The organism is Pseudomonas sp. RW3S2 (assembly GCF_014268955.1).
In the GTDB taxonomy this organism is placed as follows: Bacteria; Pseudomonadota; Gammaproteobacteria; order Pseudomonadales; family Pseudomonadaceae; genus Aquipseudomonas; species Aquipseudomonas wayambapalatensis.
The window spans coordinates 91,443-109,521 of the sequence record NZ_JABWRM010000002.1 but is presented as its reverse complement, the minus strand read 5'-3'; the positions used below and the strand labels follow the sequence as shown (position 1 = coordinate 109,521).

At 65.5% G+C, this 18,079-nt stretch carries 16 protein-coding genes; 6 read left to right on the top strand and 10 right to left on the bottom strand.

What is annotated here, in order from left to right; genetic code table 11:
• The first annotated feature begins 55 nt into the window (after nucleotides 1–55).
• Nucleotides 56–2,209 carry a TonB-dependent receptor gene (locus HU748_RS03385; RefSeq protein ID WP_186719185.1) on the top strand — a complete coding sequence of 718 codons (2,154 nt, stop codon included), beginning with the start codon at nucleotides 56–58 and terminating at the stop codon, nucleotides 2,207–2,209.
• Here the strand turns inward: HU748_RS03385 and HU748_RS03380 are convergent.
• Genes HU748_RS03380 through HU748_RS03360 form a run of 5 tightly spaced genes read right to left on the bottom strand, consistent with a single transcriptional unit; the run spans nucleotide 2,206 to nucleotide 8,587 of the window.
• Nucleotides 2,206–3,417 (bottom strand): acyl-CoA dehydrogenase family protein, encoded by a 1,212-nt coding sequence (locus HU748_RS03380; RefSeq protein ID WP_186708529.1) that lies wholly within the window; start codon nucleotides 3,415–3,417, stop codon nucleotides 2,206–2,208. The genes HU748_RS03385 and HU748_RS03380 overlap by 4 nt on opposite strands.
• Nucleotides 3,418–3,427: 10 nt before the next feature.
• A complete protein-coding gene (locus HU748_RS03375; RefSeq protein WP_186719183.1) occupies nucleotides 3,428–5,137 on the bottom strand; it encodes an ABC transporter ATP-binding protein in 1,710 nt (569 codons plus the stop codon).
• On the bottom strand, nucleotides 5,134–5,997 hold the full coding sequence (locus HU748_RS03370) for an ABC transporter permease (RefSeq protein ID WP_186719181.1): 864 nt from the start codon (nucleotides 5,995–5,997) through the stop codon (nucleotides 5,134–5,136). Before HU748_RS03370 ends, HU748_RS03375 begins: the two co-directional genes overlap by 4 nt.
• A complete protein-coding gene (locus tag HU748_RS03365; protein ID WP_186665105.1) occupies nucleotides 5,994–6,977 on the bottom strand; it encodes an ABC transporter permease in 984 nt (327 codons plus the stop codon). Before HU748_RS03365 ends, HU748_RS03370 begins: the two co-directional genes overlap by 4 nt.
• Entirely contained in the window at nucleotides 6,974–8,587 is a 1,614-nt protein-coding gene (locus HU748_RS03360) for an ABC transporter substrate-binding protein (protein WP_238343282.1), read from the bottom strand. The genes HU748_RS03365 and HU748_RS03360 overlap by 4 nt, the downstream gene beginning before the upstream one ends.
• A gap of 276 nt (nucleotides 8,588–8,863) precedes the next feature.
• Between HU748_RS03360 and HU748_RS03355 the strand changes: the two genes are divergently transcribed.
• Nucleotides 8,864–9,475 (top strand): LysE family translocator, encoded by a 612-nt coding sequence (locus HU748_RS03355; RefSeq protein ID WP_112898414.1) that lies wholly within the window; start codon nucleotides 8,864–8,866, stop codon nucleotides 9,473–9,475.
• A gap of 45 nt (nucleotides 9,476–9,520) precedes the next feature.
• Here the strand turns inward: HU748_RS03355 and HU748_RS03350 are convergent, their stop codons facing one another.
• From HU748_RS03350 to HU748_RS03335, 4 genes are all read right to left on the bottom strand, one after another.
• Nucleotides 9,521–11,746 (bottom strand): TonB-dependent siderophore receptor, encoded by a 2,226-nt coding sequence (locus HU748_RS03350; protein WP_186719177.1) that lies wholly within the window; start codon nucleotides 11,744–11,746, stop codon nucleotides 9,521–9,523.
• Nucleotides 11,747–12,046: 300 nt separating this feature from the next.
• Nucleotides 12,047–13,261 carry a YeeE/YedE family protein gene (locus tag HU748_RS03345; protein WP_186719175.1) on the bottom strand — a complete coding sequence of 405 codons (1,215 nt, stop codon included), beginning with the start codon at nucleotides 13,259–13,261 and terminating at the stop codon, nucleotides 12,047–12,049.
• Between the two features lie 102 nt (nucleotides 13,262–13,363).
• Nucleotides 13,364–13,510, bottom strand: a complete 147-nt coding sequence (gene ykgO, locus HU748_RS03340) for a type B 50S ribosomal protein L36 (protein WP_186719173.1) — start codon at nucleotides 13,508–13,510, stop codon at nucleotides 13,364–13,366.
• Nucleotides 13,511–13,598: 88 nt separating this feature from the next.
• Nucleotides 13,599–14,351, bottom strand: a complete 753-nt coding sequence (locus tag HU748_RS03335; RefSeq protein ID WP_186665113.1) for a class I SAM-dependent methyltransferase — start codon at nucleotides 14,349–14,351, stop codon at nucleotides 13,599–13,601.
• Between the two features lie 114 nt (nucleotides 14,352–14,465).
• On the opposite strand from HU748_RS03335, the gene HU748_RS03330 reads away from it, so the two are divergent.
• Nucleotides 14,466–15,134 carry a class I SAM-dependent methyltransferase gene (locus HU748_RS03330; RefSeq protein WP_186719171.1) on the top strand — a complete coding sequence of 223 codons (669 nt, stop codon included), beginning with the start codon at nucleotides 14,466–14,468 and terminating at the stop codon, nucleotides 15,132–15,134.
• Between the two features lie 25 nt (nucleotides 15,135–15,159).
• On the opposite strand, the gene HU748_RS03325 is transcribed toward HU748_RS03330, so the two are convergent.
• Nucleotides 15,160–16,065, bottom strand: coding sequence for a hypothetical protein (locus tag HU748_RS03325; RefSeq protein WP_186708520.1), 906 nt, complete (start codon nucleotides 16,063–16,065; stop codon nucleotides 15,160–15,162).
• Nucleotides 16,066–16,219: 154 nt separating this feature from the next.
• Here HU748_RS03325 and HU748_RS03320 point away from each other — a divergent pair, with 154 nt between their 5' ends.
• From HU748_RS03320 to HU748_RS03310, 3 genes are read left to right on the top strand one after another with little or no spacing between them, the layout of a single operon-like run.
• On the top strand, nucleotides 16,220–16,921 hold the full coding sequence (locus tag HU748_RS03320; protein ID WP_186665119.1) for an AzlC family ABC transporter permease: 702 nt from the start codon (nucleotides 16,220–16,222) through the stop codon (nucleotides 16,919–16,921).
• A complete protein-coding gene (locus tag HU748_RS03315) occupies nucleotides 16,918–17,232 on the top strand; it encodes an AzlD domain-containing protein (protein ID WP_065862729.1) in 315 nt (104 codons plus the stop codon). Before HU748_RS03320 ends, HU748_RS03315 begins: the two co-directional genes overlap by 4 nt.
• The gene (locus HU748_RS03310) at nucleotides 17,229–18,062 is read left to right on the top strand and encodes an AraC family transcriptional regulator (protein ID WP_186665123.1); all 834 of its coding nucleotides are present in this window, start codon (nucleotides 17,229–17,231) and stop codon (nucleotides 18,060–18,062) included. The genes HU748_RS03315 and HU748_RS03310 overlap by 4 nt, the downstream gene beginning before the upstream one ends.
• The last annotated feature ends 17 nt before the right edge of the window (nucleotides 18,063–18,079 follow it).

Genomic DNA, 18,079 nt, shown 5'->3' with positions numbered 1-18,079 from the left:
GGGCACGCCTGTGCCCGTGGGTCAGCCATGACCTTTGCGTGGAAATCACTACAACATGATCCGCAACACTTCTCTGGTGCTCCTGATGGGCGCCACCTGCACCTGTGCCTGGGCCGACGTCGCCCCCGTGCAACTCGACGCCACCACCATCGACGCCGAACAGCAGTCGCCCTCTGGCGTGCAACTGGATGAACCGATTCGCACCGGCTCGCGCCTGGGCCTCACGGCACGGCAGACACCGGCTTCGGTCAGCGTCTCGGACCGCCGGGTGATCGAGCAGCGTGACGCCAAGGACAGTCAGGACGTGATCAACGCCATGACCGGCGTCAATGCCTCGGCCAACCCCGGCTACGGCGGCTTCGTCGCCTACCGAGGCTTCACCCAGAACCAGGTGACCCAGCTCTACAACGGCATCAACCTGGGCTACAGCAGCGCCACCCGCCCGGTGGATGCGTGGGTGCTGGATCGGGTCGAACTGATCGGCGGCCCGTCGTCGTTCCTGCATGGCGCCGGCGCCGTGGGGGGCTCGATCAACTACATCACCAAGCTCGCCAGCCGCGACGCGCAAACCCTCGATGGGCGCATCCGCTACGGCAGCTACGACGACTCGGAAGTCGCCTTCGGCATCAACCAGGCCCTGGCCAAGAACCCCGCCGATGCCCGCCACTTCGCACGCCTGGACTTCAGCCACAGCCAGGGCAATGGCTACATTGACCGCAACCAGCGCAACACCGACAGCCTGGCCTTCTCGTTGCTCAGCGACCTCTCGCCCAACCTCACCCACACCTTGGCGCTGGAGTACCAGGAAGACAAAGAGGACAGCCCCTACTGGGGCTCGCCCATCCTGCCGGGGCGCAGCACCCTGAAGATCGACAAGAGCCGCCGCTTCGAAAACTACAACGTCGCCGACGGGCGCTACGAGCAGCGTGTACGCTGGCTGCGTTCGATCCTCGATTACCAGGTGAGCGACACTACCAGCGTGCAGAACACCCTCTACCACTACGATGCCCAGCGTGATTACCGCAACCTCGAAGGCTACCGCTACAACAGCGACGGCAACGTGGTGCGCTCCAGCCCCTACCTGCAACGCCACCAGCAGAGCGTGATCGGCGATCGTGTCGAGCTGCGCCACGACAACAGCCTGTTCGGCCTGAGCAGCCAGTGGTCGCTGGGGCTGGACTGGTCGAGCATGCACCAGACTCTGTACCCGACCTCGGGCAGCTACAGCGACGTGGTCGATCCGGATCACTTCGATCCCGGCAGTTTCTACGACATTCCCGGCGTCAATCGCGGCCTGACCAAACAGCGACGCAACGAGGTGCTCAACCGCGCGCTGTTCGCCGAGAATCGCCTGGAACTGACCGACCGCCTGGCGCTGCTGACGGCCCTGCGCTACGACTACCTGGACATGCAGGTCACCAACTACGGCCCGGTCAGCCCCAGTTCGCCGGCCTATTTCGAGCGCCGCTGGGAGCCGCTGTCCGGGCGCATCGGCCTGACCTACGAACTGACCCCGACAGCCAGCGTCTACCTGCAGTACAGCAACTCCGCCGACCTGCCGGCCGGCTCGCTGGCATCGGCGACCTATTCCAACGTCGGGTTGTTCGACCTGTCCAAGGGCGAGCAGTGGGAGGCCGGCAGCAAGTTCGGCTTCCTCGACGGACGCGGCGCCGCCACCGTGGCGGTCTACCAGATCGTGCGCAAGGATTTCGCGGTGCGTGACTCCAACGACCCCAACCTGACGGTCCAGGCGGGTCAGCAGACCTCGCGCGGTATCGAGCTGTCCGGGCGCCTGCAGGTCACGCCCAGGCTGCTGGCCGAGGCCAACTACGCCTATGTCGATGCCCGTTACGATGAGTTCAACGAGGCGGTAAGTGGTGTGTCGGTGTCACGCAAGGGCAATGCACCGGTGAACGTGCCAGCCAATGTCGCCAACCTGTGGCTGACCTATGCCTTCACCCGTGACTGGTCGGCCGGCGTGGATGCCCGCTACGTCGATTCGGTCTACGCCGACAACGCCAACAGCCTCAAGGCCCCCGCCTACACCCTGTTCGGCGCCTTCGCCCGCTATCGCCTGGACGAGCACACCACCCTCACCGGCCGTGTACGCAACCTGACCGATGAGGTGTATGCCAAGCAGGCCTATGGGCAGCAGTACTACATGGGCGCACCGCGTACCTTCGAGGTGGCGATGGATGTGAAGTTCTAGAACAAGCCGGACACCGGTGGGCGGGTGCCCTTGAGCAGCCAGGCACCCACCACCGCCGCCTTCCACTGCCGTGGATTGTGGTTGGCCACGGTGCGGGCGTTGCGCCAATGGCGGTCGAGATTGTGCGCACGCCCGGTGGTCGACGCGCCTCCCACGTCGAACACTGTCTCGGCCGCCTTGAGCGCAAGCTCCGCCACCAGGTACTGGGCCTGCGCGACTTCGAGCGCGGCCTGCTCCACCGCCGCCTCGTCCGACTGCGCCGCCCAGGCCCGGTCGATCGTGGCGGCCGCCTTCAGCACCAGCGCCTCGGCGCCATAGGCGCGCGCCGCGATATCGCCCACGCTCAGTTCAACATAGGGATCGTCCACAGAACGACTGGCCGTACTGTGCTTGATCGGCCGGGCATGCTCGCGGGCGAAACGGGTGGCGTCGTCCAGCGCATTGCGGGCGATCCCGGCCAGCACGGTGCCCAGGAACAGTTGCAGGAACGGCGTCACCAGCGTGCGCTTGCCCTCCTCCACGGTACGCGTGCGCAGTTCGCGCGCCTCCACCCGCACATTGCGCAGGTGCGTGGTGCCGCTGGCGGTCAGGCGCTGGCCCATGGCATCGAAATCATCGACCAGCTCCAGGCCGTCGCGGTCACGCGGAAGGATGAACGACACCGGTTGCTCGTCCTCATCCAGCGCCACCGCGCTGACATAGTCGGCGAACAGCGCCCCGGTGCTGTAGAACTTGCTGCCATTGGCGCGATAGTGGTCACCCTCGCGGACCAGCCGCGCAGCGATGGCACCATTGGCGCCGCCCAGTTCCCAGCCTGCATTGCCGATCACCGCACCTTGCAGGTAGCGCGCAAACCAGCGCTCGCGCTCCTGTTCGGCATCGTCTGCGCCCGACACCAGCAGACCCTCGACAAAGGCGAAACCCGGGCGCAGGGCCTGGGCAACGTTGGAGTCGGCCGAGGCGATCTTCAGCAGCAATTCGATGACATCGCTCACCGTGCCACCGGGCCCACCATAACGGGTCGGAATGCGCACGGTGTAGAGCCCGGCCGCAGCCAGCCGGGCGATGGCTTCGAACGGCAACTGGCGCTCACGCTCGCGCTCGGCCGCACCGGCGGCGATGTCTGGCAGCAGCGCATCGATGCGCGTCTTCAAGGCCTCCACAGTGGCGGCCGGCGCCTGGGAGGGGAAACGTTGGAAGGTGGTCATGGGGCAATCCTTAAATGGCGATTTTCCAGAGGCGTGATTCATCGAACAGGTCGAAGGCTTCGTGTTCCAGGTCCAGCGGCGGCACCACCAGCTCGGCGCCGCTGCCCGGCAGGCGCGGCACCGAGCCGAGCAGGCGGCGGGTGTATTCGTGGGCAGGCTGCTCGAACAACTGCTCGACCGGCGCATGCTCGACCACCTGGCCATGGCGCATCACCAGCACGTCATCGCTGACATGGCGAATCACCCCCAAGTCATGGGAGATGAACAGATAGGCCAGACCCAACGCATCCTGCAGGTCGGCCAGCAGGTCGAGCACCTGGGCTTGCACCGATACATCCAACGCCGACACAGGCTCGTCGCAGATGATCAGCTTCGGCTCACTGGCGATGGCGCGGGCGATCGCCACACGCTGGCGCTGGCCGCCGGAGAGCTGCAACGGCCGGCGGCTGGCCAGGCTGGCCGGCAGGCGCACTTGCTCGAGCAGCACCTGGATACGCGCCGGGCGCGCGGCGGCCTCGACGCCCGCCACCTGCAAGGCGTCATCAAGGATCTGCGCCACGGTCCAGCGCGGGTCGAACGAACCCAGCGGGTCCTGGTAGATCACGCTGATCTGCTGGCGTAGCGGGCGGCGGCGGGCTTCGCTTACGGCATCGTTCGGGCGGTTCCATGGCTGGCCGCGATACAGCACCTCGCCCTGGTCCGGTTGCAGCAGCCCGAGGGCAATGCGCGCGACCGTGGTCTTGCCCGAGCCGGACTCACCGACGATGCCCAGGGTACGCCCGGCACGCAGGGTGAAGTCCACGCCCTGCACCACCTGGCGCACCACCCCGTCAGGGCCGGTGTAGCGCTTGCCCAGGCCTCGGGCCTGCAGCAGCACCTCGCCAGGCACGGCGCTACGCGGTACACGCTCGCCCGCACGCGTTGGCGAGAGGCGGCTGCCACGCGGATGCTCCGCCGGCACCGCGGCCAACAGCGCCTGGGTATAGGGGTGCTGTGGATGACGCAGCACCTGCTGCATCGGCCCCTGCTCCACCACCTCGCCATGGCGCAGCACCACCACCTCATCGGCCAGTTGCGCGACCACCGCCAGGTCATGGCTGATGATCAGCAACGATGCACCCCGCGCCTTGATCTGCTGGAACACCTCAAGAATCTGCGCCTGGACCGTGGCATCGAGCGCAGTGGTGGGTTCATCGGCGATCACCAGCGCCGGTTCCAGTGCCAGCGCACTGGCGATCAGCGCTCGCTGGCGCAGCCCCCCAGAAAGCTGGCCTGGCCGCTGCCGCGCACGCAACGCCACGTCCGGCACCCCGACCCGTTCGAGCAGCGTCAGTACGCGCGCAGCGCGCTGCGCCCGATCTCCATAGCCATGGGTCTGCAACACCTCGAGGATTTCCTTGCCCACGGGCCGCAGCGGGTCGAGCGACACCAACGCATCCTGCAGCACGAAGCCGATATCCTTGCCACGCACCGCACGCCATTGACGCTCGCTCAGGGCCAGCAGGTCGCGACCGGCAAAGCCCAAGGTGCGCGCGGTCACCTCGCCACGCGCGCCCACCAGCCCAACCAGGCTGCGGGCGCTGACGCTCTTGCCCGAGCCAGACTCCCCCACTAGGGCCACACAGCGACCCGGCGCCAGGGTAAAGGACAGTTCGCGCACCACACTGCGGCCTTCGAACGTCACGTTCAGGCCATCGACGATCAAGGTCTTGTCGCTCATGGCAGGCGGCCCTCCAGGCGGTGTTGAAGGTAGCGTCCGGCCGCGGTGGTCGCCAACGTGGTGAGCACGATGAACAGGCCGGGGAAAAAGCTCAGCCACCAGGCGCTGGCAATGAAATCACGGCCCATCGACAGCATGGTGCCCCACTCAGGCGCCGGTGGTCGGGCACCAAGGCCCAGGAAACTCAGGGCAGATGCCCAGACGATGGCTTGGTCGACGCCCATGGTCAGGGTCACCACCAGCGGGCGCATGGCATTGGGCAATAACTGACGCAGGACAATGCGTGCGGTCGGGTGCCCCAGCGCCCGCGCCGCTTCGATATAGCCCGAATTGCGTACCGCCAGCACCTGGCCACGGACCATCCGCGCATAGCCAGGCGCCCCACCCAGCCCGGTGGCGATGATCAGCGGACCGACACCGCTGCCGAACACCGCCACGAACAGCAGCGCCAGCACCAGGCTGGGAAAGGCGAACAGCACCTCCAGCAGCCAGCCCACGCCACGGTCTACCCGCGCCCCGCCCAATCCGCCGAGCAGCCCGAGGCTGACGGCGATGGCCATCGACAGCAAGGTTGCCGCCACACCGATCAGCAGGCTCTGACGCGCGCCATGGACGATACGCGCGAAGATGTCGCGCCCCGACTGGTCGGTGCCCAGCCAGTGCGTCCAACTCGGCGCCTGGAACGCCTCGCGCGGCACGATCGCCAGCGGGTCGATGCGGGTGAACAGCCCAGGCGCCAGCGCCGCCAGCAGCAGCGCGAGCAGGAACAGGATCGCCAGGCTCGCCCCCAGCGGCGGCCACTGCAAGCGACGTTGTCGACGCAGCGGCGCCTGGCTGTGTTCCAGAATAAGGTCGCTCATGCGCTCGCCTCCTGTTGGCGTGGGTCGATCCATTGGTAGAGCAGGTCCACGAGAATGTTGGCCAGCACGTAGGCTGCAGCCACCACCAGGGTGATGCCGATCACCAGCGGCAGATCCTGCAGTTGCACCGCCTGGTACAACTGACGGCCCACCCCCTTGCGCGAGAAGATCACTTCGCACACCACCGCCCCGCTGATAAGCGCACCGATGGCCCAGCCCGACAGTGACACCCCCGGCAGCAGGGCGTGGCGCAGGGCATGCCGGAAGCGCACGGCCAGGTCGCTCAGGCCACGGCTGCGGGCGCTGAGAATGAAGGGCTGATCGAGAGTCAGCTCGAGTGATTCACGGGTCACCTGGGCGATGAATCCTGCCAGCGGAATGGCCAGGGAGAATGCCGGCAGCACGAGGCTTGCGAGGCTGTCGCTGCCCGCCGGCGGGAACCAGCGCAAGCCGAAGGCGAACACCGCCAGCAGCACCACCCCCAGCCAGAAGTGCGGCAAGGCGGCGCTGAGGGTTTCGGCCAGCGAGGCCAGCCCGCCGATGAGCCGGCCACGGCCGGCGGTGACCACCGTCAACAGCAGCACCAGCAACCAGGCCAGCACCAGCGCGGCGAACGTCAGCTCGAGGGTTGCCCCGGCCTGTTCGGCCAGCACTCGGGTCACGGGCTGGTGCTGGGAGTAGGACTGGCCCAGGTCGCCCTGCACCAGACGCCCGAGATACAGCACGTATTGCACCGGTAGCGGTTTGTCCAGGCCGTACTCGCGCCGGGTCGCCTCGATGGCTTCAGGCGTCGGGTTGCCGGTGGTGCCGCCAAGAATCGCCAGCACCGGGTCGCCCGGCATCAGGCGCAGGGCGAAGAAGGTCAGGGTCGCCACCGCCCACAGCACCAGCAGGCCGCCGCCCAGGCGAATGGCGGCGCGGCGTGCGAGCGCACCCAGGCGCTCGCGACGGGGATCGGTCAGGGTCGTCGGGTCGCTCATTTGCTCACCCATGCGTCATAGAGGTAGGTCACCGCCAACGAGGGCTCCAGGCGCACGCCGTGGGCCGTCTTGTAGAGGCCCAGCCGCGTGCTCTGTGGGTAGGTGGTCAATTGCAGGTACCGGCTGGCGGCCTGTTGCTGGGCCTTGAGGTACAGCGCCCGACGGCGCTCCGGATCCTGCGTGGCCAGGGCGTCGTCGAGCAGCGCGTCGAAGCCCGGATCGGCAAAGCCCGAGGAGTTCTGGTGATAGCCGCCGACACCTGCCGGCTGGACGAACGCCGAGCCAAAGATGATGCGCAGCACATCCGGGGTGTTGGTGTTCCAGTAACCGGTGCGGATGTCGTAGTCCCAGGCGGCCTGGCGCGCGGTGACCTGGGCGTCGCTCATCTGATCGATCACCAGTTCCAGGCCAGCCTGGCGGGTGGTGGCCTGCACCTGCTCCCAGAGGGTCAGTTCCGAAGGCGGTGTACGCGCGCCGATCAGCACCACAGCGCTCAGGCGCTTGCCATTGCGGGTGCGGTAACCCTGCGCATCACGCGCGGTCCAGCCGGCGGCGTCGAGCAATCGGGCGGCGCGCTGCGGATCGTAGTCCTGGCTGCGCTCGAAATCGCCGCTGTAGAACGGCGTGGCCACGCTGAGCGGGCCACCGGCTCGCGGAAACTCGCCGAAGTACACGCTCTTGAGCGCGCCTTCGATATCGGCACTGCGTACGAAGGCTTCCCGCACGCGGATATCGTCGAACGGCGCCCGGCGCAGGTTGAAGGTGCCGTTGGTGGGGTTGCCGGGGCGCTGGGCGATGATCAGCTCGACATCCGGATTGCGCCGCGCAGCCTCGTGCGACTCGGGTGGCACGCTCTCGATCACGTCGACCTCACCGGCCTGCAGCGAGGCGAAACGCACCGAAGGCTCCTGGATGAACTTCCACACGATGCGCTCAAGATACGCCGGGCCCTGGTGCCTGGCGGTGGGCGGCGCCCAGTTGTAGTCGGGGTTGCGCACCAGTTCGACCTGGTTCTGCCGGTCCCAGCGCACCACCTTGAACGGCCCGCTGCCCACCGGGCTTTCACAGTTCTCGTCACGGCTGCGCTTGAGCGCGGTGGGCGACTGGATGCCGAGAAAACCTTGGGCGAGCACTTCGAGGAAGGCGGCGTAAGGCGTGGCCAGGTGCACCACGGCGGTGTATTCGTCGACGATATCGGTGCCGCGATACTGGCGGATATAGCCGCCCGCGGTGCTGGACTGGGTCTTGGGGTCGGCCATGTGGTCGAGATTGGCCTTGACCGCCTGGGCATTGAACGGCGTGCCATCGGTGAAATGCACGTCGCGGCGCAGGTGGAAGGTGTAGCTCAGGCCGTCGGCGGACACCTGCCAACGCTCGGCCAGCCAAGGACCGATACGGCCGTCGCTGTCCATCGACACCAGCGAGTCGAGGTACTGCTGGGCCACGAACACTTGCGGCATGTCACCCGCCACATGCGGGTCCAGGCAGGTGGGCTCACGGTCGGTGGCATAGACCAAGGTTCCGCCGTGCAGCGGCTGGTCGCTGCGCGTCGTGACCTGCTCGGCACGCTCGCAGCCAGCCAGGGCCAGCACGGCACAGAGCGGGATCAAGGGGAAGTTGAGTCGGTTCAAGGGCGCTCCTGCGGATGACTGGGCATGCCGGGGCTTTTGCAGGAGTTGTGCCGGGTTTCAACCCACTGATTTTGCTGGAGTTTGCCAAATATGCGGTGATCGATGGCGGGCAAAGTGTGCGCAGGGTGTTGGCACGCCAACAGTTGAACGTCCAGATCATACCCATGCGCTAAGGACAAGCGGCCCTATACTTCGCACTCACAGGGCCGCTTGCGCGCAGCGGGCCCGCCGCACCTTCCCCTACAAGGCGTTCTCATGGCACTCGACACCTGGCTCATCTACCTGCTGGCAAGCATCGGCCTGTCTCTGACCCCGGGGCCCAACAGTTTGCTTGCCCTGACTCATGGCGCCCGCTACGGCGCGCGGCGAACGCTGTTCACCATCCTCGGCGGCATGTGTGGTTTCAGCGCCCTGATCGCCCTGGCGATGTTCGGGCTGAGCGCACTGCTGCAAACGTCCGGCTCCGTGCTGCAAGTGCTCAAATGGGTCGGCGGCGCCTATCTGCTGTGGCTCGGCATCCAGCTCTGGCGTGCCCCACCCCTGCACCTGGACCTGGCCCAGGGCCAGACCCGGCTGGGAAATGCCGGTTTGTTCCGACAGGGTTTGCTGTCGGCGCTGTCCAACCCGAAAGTGCTGCTGTTCTATGGCGCCTTTTTGCCACAGTTCATCGACCCGCAACGCGGCCTGGCCCTGCAGTTCATCGTGATGGCGGCGACGTTCGCCTGCGTGGAATGCCTGGTCGAATACCTGCTGGCACGCCTGGCCGGTCGCATCAGGCCGTGGTTGGCCAAGGGCGGCAAGGGGTTCAACCGCTGCTGCGGCGCGCTGTTCGCGATGATTGCGGTGGCGCTGCCGCTGGGGCGCTGAACCTGGCCTGCGAGCGCTTGCACGTCGCAGGCCAGGCGCGGGACGCTACAACGACCAGTCCAGGCTGACCATCAGGGTGCGCGGTTCGCCGTTATAGACGCCGTTGTAGAACCCCAGGTTGTTGTAATAGTGCTCGTCGAACAGGTTCTTCACGTTCATCGATGCCGACAGGTGTTCGTCGATCTGGTAGCGGGCCATCAGCCCGACCACCGAGAACGCCCGCTGGCTCATGCGGTCTCTGGCGGTGATGATGCCACCCGATGCATTGCGCCCCACTGGGCGGTTACCGACACCAAAGGTGTGGCTCTGCCAGTCGAGTGTGCCGCCCACGGTCAGTTTTGGCAGCACCTTGTAGGTGCTGGAGAAACGCACCAGGTTCATCGGTCGGGCAGTGTCCTTGCGCGTCTTGTCGCCGCGCAGGGCGTGGGTGTAGCTGTAGCCCAGGCTCATCTGCCAGTCCGTCATCACCTCGCCTGCCAACTCGGCCTCGAAGCCCTCGACCACCGCCCCCTTGCCACCGGACTTGTAGTACTGCTCGCCGTTGGGGCCTGGCGGCACCGAGTCGTCGACCTCCGCAACGTTGTCCTGCTTGCTGCGGTACACCGCGGCGCTGAGGTTGGCCCGATCCTCGAACAGGCTGCCCTTCAGGCCCAGCTCGTAGACCTTGCCCACGACCGGGTCCAGGTACTTGTCGCTGATGTCCTTGTTGGTCTGCGGGTTGAAGATGTCGGTATAGCTGACATAGACGGTGAATTGCTCATTGAGGTCGTAGAGCACACCGGCATAGGGCGTCCACTGGTCGTTCTGGGTCTGCTCGCTGCGGGAAATGTCGGTGACCGCCAGGTTGTCATCGTAGGTCCAGGACTTGCTGGTGGTCTTCCAGCTGCCGTAGCGGCTGCCGAGTACCAGGTGCAGGCGATCGGTAGGGTTGAGCCGGGTGGCGATGTAGCCGGCCTTCTGCTCGATGCGCGAGCGCGATTCATCCAGGCCAGTCTTGCGATCGTAGAACTTGGGAATACCGCCCATGTATTTCCAGTCGGGAATGATCGCGTAACCCTCAGGATCGTTGCGGCCGATGTAGTACGGCGAGCTGTCGCGTCGCTCGGAAACCCCGTAGCCGATCATGAAATCGTGGGTACGACCCAGCAACTGATAGGGGCCTGCAAGGTTGAAGTCCACGGCATCCATCTGCTCCTCTCCGGAGAAATGGCTGCTCCAGGCCTTCATGCCGCTGCGGTCGGCCTCGGGGAAGCCGTTGCCGCCATAGTAGACCTTGCCGTCGCTGTCGCTTTGCCGATGGGTGTAGGCCGCCTTGAGCAGCCAGTCGTTGCCCAGTTGCTGGTCGAGCGAGGCGAACACCGTCTGGTCCTTCAGTGGCCAGGACGACCAGGGCGCCGCCAGGTTGGTCGAGCGTGGCAGGTTGGCCTTGCTGCCATCGGCGTTCCAGTAGGGTACGGTGCCCCAGCTGGAGCCCTGGACATGCTTGTTCTGGTAGTCGTAGCCGACCGCCAGCACCGTGCTGTCGGTGAGGTCGGCCTCGAGGATGCCGTAGGCCACCTCACGCTGGGTCTGGTAGTGGTCCATGTACGATTTGTTGTCGCGATAGGCCAGCACCGTGCGCCCACGCAGGCGCCCGTCCCAACCCAAAGGGCCGCCAACGTCCACGTAGCTGTAGTAGTTGTCGAAACTGCCGGCACTGATGCCGGTCTTCACCGCCAGCTCATGGGATGGGCGCTTGCGTACCATGGCGATGGTGCCGGAGGGATCACCCGCGCCGGTGGTCAGGCCGGTAGCGCCACGCACCACCTCGATACGGTCGTAGATGATGGTGTCGGAGTCGGACTTGAGCCCCGAGAAGGTGTTGAGCATCCCATCGATCTGGAAGTTGTTGATCGAGTAGCCGCGCGCATAGTACATCGGTCGCTCGGAGTCGTTGCGCTGGACGGTCACGCCAGTGACGTGGCCCAGCGCTTCGGACAAGGTGTCGAGCTGGAAGTCGTCCAGTTGCTGGCGGGTCAGCACCGAGACCGATTGCGGGGTTTCCTTGATCGACAGGTTCAGGCGCGTGGCGGCGCTCATGCTGCCGGTGGTATAGGAGCCGGTGTGCTCGGTGGTGCTGCCCAGGCCCTGGGCGAGGATTTCGGTGGAGCCGAGCTCCAGTACGCCTTCCTCGGAACGCTTTTCGCGCTCTTCGGCCACCCCTGCCGGGCTGATGACGGTGGCGCAAAGACCCAAGGTGAGAGTCATGCTACGGCTGATGGGCGCGAACATCGCTGCCTTCTCCTTGTTCGATTCGATGAAAGTCCTGGATACCGGTTGGCCGGCATTCACATGAAAACGAATCTCGGATGGGAATCGTTATCGAATTGTCATCAAAACGAAAACAGAAGGTCAGCAGGCGAGGTTCAGTGCCTGAAGCGGACGCACGCGATCGTCATTAATCGAGAAAATAAATCTATATTTATCAATTTGATAAGAAACATACATGAAGTCATTTATAGAAAAACCTCATGTAGTTTCTCACCATTTCACAGGCGCTGATCGCTTACGCCTCAGCGCCTTGAAAGCACCTCAGCAACCGGTCAGGGTTGCTGCTCGTCGCTCGCCAGCAAAGAACAGCGGGCGCAGTCGCACACCGATCAGGTTGCCGGCGTATGCCGCCACCAACCACAGCCAGCCATGCACGCTGCCCGAGGCGATGCCGCTGAAATAGGCGCCGATGTTGCAGCCATAGGCCAGACGCGAACCGTACCCCAGCAGCAGGCCACCAATCACCGCGGCGATCAGCGAGCGCATCGGGATCTTCAGGCTCGGCGCGAAGCGTCCCGCCAGACCGGCAGCGAGCAAGGCGCCCAGCACGATCCCCAGGTCCATCACCGTGGTGATGTCCTGCCACAGCGGTGCAGCCAAGGCCTTGGCGTTGGCCGGCGACTGCCAGAACACCCAACTGCCCACGTCCACGCCCAGCCCGCTCAAAGTCTTGGCACCCCACAAGGCGAAGGCCGAGGTGATACCCCAGGGGCGTCCGGCCAGCGCCAGGGTGGCGTAGTTGAGCAACGCCAGCGCGATTGCGCCCCACAGCAGTGGCCAGGGCCCACGCAGGAAACGGCGCAGGCCTTGATGCTCGCTGCTCACGGGCGCTTCCAGCGCGCCGTGGCGACGCTTCTCCAGCACCACGCTGACCCAGGCGATCACCGCGAACAGGGCGAGGCTGGCCACCAGCGCAGGCCCCATGCCCCACGCCTGGACGATCGAGGTGGCCGGAAATGAAGGCAGGGCGAACCACCAATCGGCATGGTGGGTCGCGGTGACCGAGCCGATGATGAAGAACAGCAGCGTCACCAGCATCCGCGCATTGCCGCCCCCGACAGTGAACAGCGTGCCCGAGGCACAACCGCCGCCCAGTTGCATGCCGATACCGAAGATGAACGCGCCGAACACCACCGACACCCCGGCAGGGGCCACAAGGCCGGTGACAGGGCTGCCGAACAAGCTGCCCGCCGACAGCGCCGGGAAGAACAACAGGACCGCCAGCGCCAACATGACCATCTGCGCCCGCAAGCCCGCGCCACGGCGTTCATTGATGAACACCCGCCAGGCCGAGGTAAAGCCAAAGGCGGCATGGTAGAGGGTCAGGCCCAGCGCCGCGCCGACCAGCAGCAACAGCACATGCTTGAAACCGGCATTGAGGTTGAGGAACCAGGCGCCTGCCAGCAGCAGGGCCAGGGCAATCAGCGGCGCGCCAAGGCGGCGCGGCTCAGGTGTGACGGTAGCGGAAAAACCCATTGAAATACTCGGATAACAGTCGAACGGGCGGCGAGTATACCGCCGCACATTCGCGGATGGGAGCAACCGTCTTGCTCACACCCTTGAAAACAGGCCTGCTGCTCAACCGCGCTTCTTCTTCACTCCACCTTGGCGCGCCTTGAAACGCGGGTTCGACTTGCAGATGACATACAGACGGCCGCGGCGCTTGACCACCTGACAGTCGCGGTGGCGCAGTTTGGCGCGCTTGAGGGATGACAAGACTTGCATGGCGATGCTCCGATACGACGATTGATAATGTAATAACATTACATTAACGAGAATCATTAGCGATTGGCAAGCCCCCTCTCCCACTGCGTCAGCGCTTGTTCGCCCAGACCCCGAATGCCATGTCGCCGATATAGATCCCTTGCGACTGCATGCGCTCGGCATCCAGCCGTGCCTGTAGCGTCTCGATCCCCACCTGGCGCGCCGTGGCGATACCGTGCTCGAGGATTCGTGGCAGGCACGCCCGTATGATCGCTGCCAGCCCGTAGGGGCTGTCCGGGGTCTGCAACAGGCATTCGGCGCGCAGGCTCTGCACCTGCAATCCGGCTTCAGTGAGGATGCGATGCAGATTGAAGCCGATGTGCAGGTCTGCCCCTTCATGGGCGAGCATTCGCTGGAGCCACTGCTGGGCGCGGCGATGCAGCGGGAAAGGTTCCAGGCTCGCGGGCGTCAGGGTGCTGTCGTGCTCCTGGAACACCAGCACGCCGCCAGGCAGCAACAACCTGGACAACCTGCGCACGGCCAGAACGGCGTCTGGCTGGTACATCAGCACCCGCCGTCCGACGATGGCGTCGAACAGCCCCAGGGATTCGGGCAATCGATGCAGGTCGCACGCGACGAACTCGACCAGGGCATGGCCCGAAACAGGCGACCGCTGGCGTGCCAGCTCAAGCGCAGCCACGGACTGGTCGATCCCGACCACCGCCCCGTCACGCCCGACCAACTCGGCGAGCAGCACACTCACATCACCCGCTCCACAGCCGACATCCAGCACCCGCATGCCAGGGCCGATGCCCGCGTCTACCAGCAACCGGGTGGTGAAATCCGTCGTCGAAAGTGCCATGCGCTGCTCCTTGTCCGGGGAAGCCAGTGTGGCGGGGGCATGGGCCGATGCACAAGTCTCGGGGCAGCGTTGCACTAGAATGCTGTGCATCGCCCACTGCACGCAGGCAAACCAATGCCCAATCCCACCACCCAGTTGCTGGACAGTTGGCAGCACAATGCCAAGGCCTGGATCGAGGCCGTGCGCAGCGGCAGCATCGCCTCGCGCCGCCAGGTCACCGACCAGGCGATCTTGCTGGCGATCCTCGGCTGCCAGCCGGAGCGCGTGCTCGACCTCGGTTGTGGCGAGGGCTGGCTGCTGCGCGCCTTGGAGGGCCGGGGAATCGAGGCCGTGGGAGTAGACGGCGACAGGACCTTGGTCGAGTCGGCCAGGGCTGCAGGCTCGACGCAGGTGCACCTGGCCAGCTACACGCAACTGATTAGCGCCGAGGTGGAGATCGGTCGGGATTATTCGGTGATCTGTGCCAACTTCGCCCTGCTGCACCAGGACATCATCCCGCTGCTCGCTGCCCTGGCGCCGCTGCTGGCACCAGACGGCGCACTGGTGATCCAGACCCTGCATCCGTGGAGTGCGGCTGCGGGCAACTATCAGGATGGCTGGCGGGTAGAGTCCTTTGCAGGTTTCGAGGGCAACTGGGAGCCCATGCCCTGGTATTTCCGCACGCTGTCCAGCTGGCTTGCCGCACTGGACATGGCAGGTTTCAACCTGTGCACGCTGCAGGAGCCGCAACACCCCCAGAGCCCGGTGCCGCAGTCGCTGCTGCTGATCGCGCAACCCAAGTGAAACGCTGGTCGGCCACTGAGACGGATCAGGGCAGTTCCGCGTAGAGGCTGGCCACATGCGCTTCCAGTTCCTGCGCGGGCGGCGACAGGTGCAGGACGCGATTGCGACCGCCTTCGGCGAGCAGGTAGCCGCCCTTGCCATCAGGCACGATCGACTGCGGCGCCTTGAGGAAGGACAACACGGTATGCCGCTTACCCTCGGCATCGATGCGCAGCAGACGCGCGCGATGCGTGGAGTCTTCGCTGATCCACAACCCGCGCTGGTCGCAGAACAGGAAGGTGGGATTGCGCAGTCCCTCGGCCACTACCGGGTCTTCACCCCCTTCGTTCAGCGCACGGATCTTGCCGGCAGCCTTTTCGGTATAGAGCAATTGACCACCGCTGCAGCGTGTCAGCCCTTCGGTTTCAGTCAGTGCCGAGCGCAGCACTTGCACCTGGCCGCTGTGCCAGTCATAGCGCATCAGGCGGCCATCGCCCTTGCGGTCCTCGATGGCGTAGAGGTGGTCGCCGTCGTTCCACAGGCCTTGCACGCTTTCGCCGTTGAACAAGGCGGTGATCCGGCCATCGCGAGACAGGCTGACCGGGGCCAGCCCGCCCTCCTGGCTGAACACCCAGCCACCCTCGACCGCAACCATGCCGTCAGGCTTGGACAGGCCATCGACCACCACCACCCGCTCCCCTTGTGGGGTGATCTTGAGAATGCTGCCCAGCCCATCGTCCAGCTCGCGGCTGACCAGCAGACTGCCATCGGCCAGCGGCAGCAGTGAGGCGGCCTTGGCCACGTCACGGTGGAGCACCTGCACGTGCCAGCCCTCGGAGGCCTGCACCGGGTAGAACGTCTGCCAGGCAAAAAAGCCCAGGGCACAGGTGACGACTCCGGCTGTCGCGGCCAAAGTCAGCCTGACGCCACGCTTGCGCAACACTTGAATCATCGATCGCTCCTTACTGTCGCGGCGATCCTAGCAAGGGGATGTGAAAAAAATGTCGTGACAGAACGCATCGCACCGGTAAACGAGCAAGATCGTTCAAGCCAGGCAGCTTTTTCCTCTGGCATGCTGCCCATCCCTGCCTTTGTCCGTAGCCGCCATGTCCAGCAGTCCGCCGCTCGCCCGCCACGCCTTCACCCAAGGCACCGTCGCCATCCTGCCGTTATCGCTCGCCGTTGCGCCCTGGGGGCTGCTCGCAGGCTCCATGGCCATCGAAGCCAACCTCAGCGCCTGGCAAGGCCAAGGGCTGTCGGCGATCGTCTTCGCCGGGGCTGCGCAACTGGTGGCGATCGGCATGCTCAAGAGCGGCGCCGGGCTGCTGTCGATCCTGCTGACCACCCTGCTGCTGACGTCGCAGCACCTGCTTTACGGTTTGTCCATGCGCCCGGTGGTGTCGGGGCTGCCGACCCGCTGGCGATTGGGGTTGGGCTTTCTGCTCACCGATGAACTCTTCGCCCTGACCAGCCACCACGACCAGCAACAGTTCAACCGTTGGTATGCATTAGGCGTGGGCCTGACCTTCTACGTGGCCTGGAACCTGTTCACCCTGGCCGGCATCATCCTCGGCCAGAATATTCCGCACCTGGACCAGCTCGGCCTGGACTTCTCGATCGTCGCCACCTTCGTCGCGTTGATCACGCCGCTGGTACGCAGCGTGCCGACCCTGGTGTGCGTGGCGGTGTCGCTGTTCTGCTCGGTGCTGTTCAGCCATTGGCACTGGGAGACGGCGCTGGTCGCCGCCGGCCTGCTGGGCATGGCTGCGGGTTTTGTCTGTCAGAAATTCGCTGGGAGCCGCTCATGATCTGGCTGCTGATCGTCGCGATGGGCGTGGTGGTGTTCCTCAATCGCTATGTCTTTCTCGAGCCGCGCCTGCCCTTGCGCCTGGGCTCCAACGTGCGCCAGTTCCTCGGCTTCGCCGTGCCAGGGATGCTCACGGCAATCTGCGGGCCGATCATTTTCCTGCCCGAGCATCAGTTGAACCTCGACCCGCTCAATCCCTACCTGCTTGGCTCGCTGGTGGCCATCGCCCTGGTGCTGTTGACCCGCAGCGTATTGCTGAGCATGCTGGCGAGCATGCTGATTTTCTTTCTCCTGCGCAGCTGGCTGACATGAGCACGCCCCTGCGCGAACAGATCCACCTGTGGCAGGCGCCAGCCCTCGGCGATGTCGAGATGCTGCACGCCCGCTATGTACAGCAGCGCTTTGCGCCGCATGTGCACGAAGGCTATGTGTTCACCGTGATAGAGTCCGGCGCCCAGTGTTTCTGGCACCGCGGCAGTGATCACCTGGCGCCGGTCGGCAGCGTGGTGCTGATCAATCCCGACGAATTGCACACCGGCGCCAAAGCCCACGAGGCAGGTTGGCGCTACCGTGCGTTCTATCCGGAACACGAACGTGTCACCGGGGTGCTCGACGAGCTGGAGCTGGGCCGCCACGGCTTGCCGCACTTCAGGCAGAGCGTGGTGCAGGACCCGACCCTGGCGGCGGCCTTCAGCCGCGTGCACCGCCTGTCGGAGGCCGGAGCGAGCGCGCTGGAGCAGCAAACCGCCTGGCGCGATGCGGTCCTGGCGCTGGTACAACGTCATGGCCATTGCAGCGAACCTGCTGCCCCCGGTCACGAGCCGGTGGCCGTGGCACGGGCCCGCGAACTGCTGGAAAGCCAACTGGCCGATCCGCCTTCGCTGGAGGCTCTGGCCGCGGCGGTCAACCTGTCACCTTTCCACTTTGCCCGGGTGTTTCGCCAGGCCACCGGACTGCCGCCCCATGCCTGGCTCAAGCAGCGTCGGCTGGCCCGCGCCCGAGAGTTCCTGCGCCGTGGCCTGCCAGCTTCGGAAGTGGCCTTTGCGCTGGGCTTCGCCGACCAGAGCCACCTCAGCCGGCAGTTCAAGCAGGCCTTCGGCGTGACGCCAGGCGCCTACCGTCTCGCCTGCCTGCACCACTGACCCATCGCCCGGCAAGA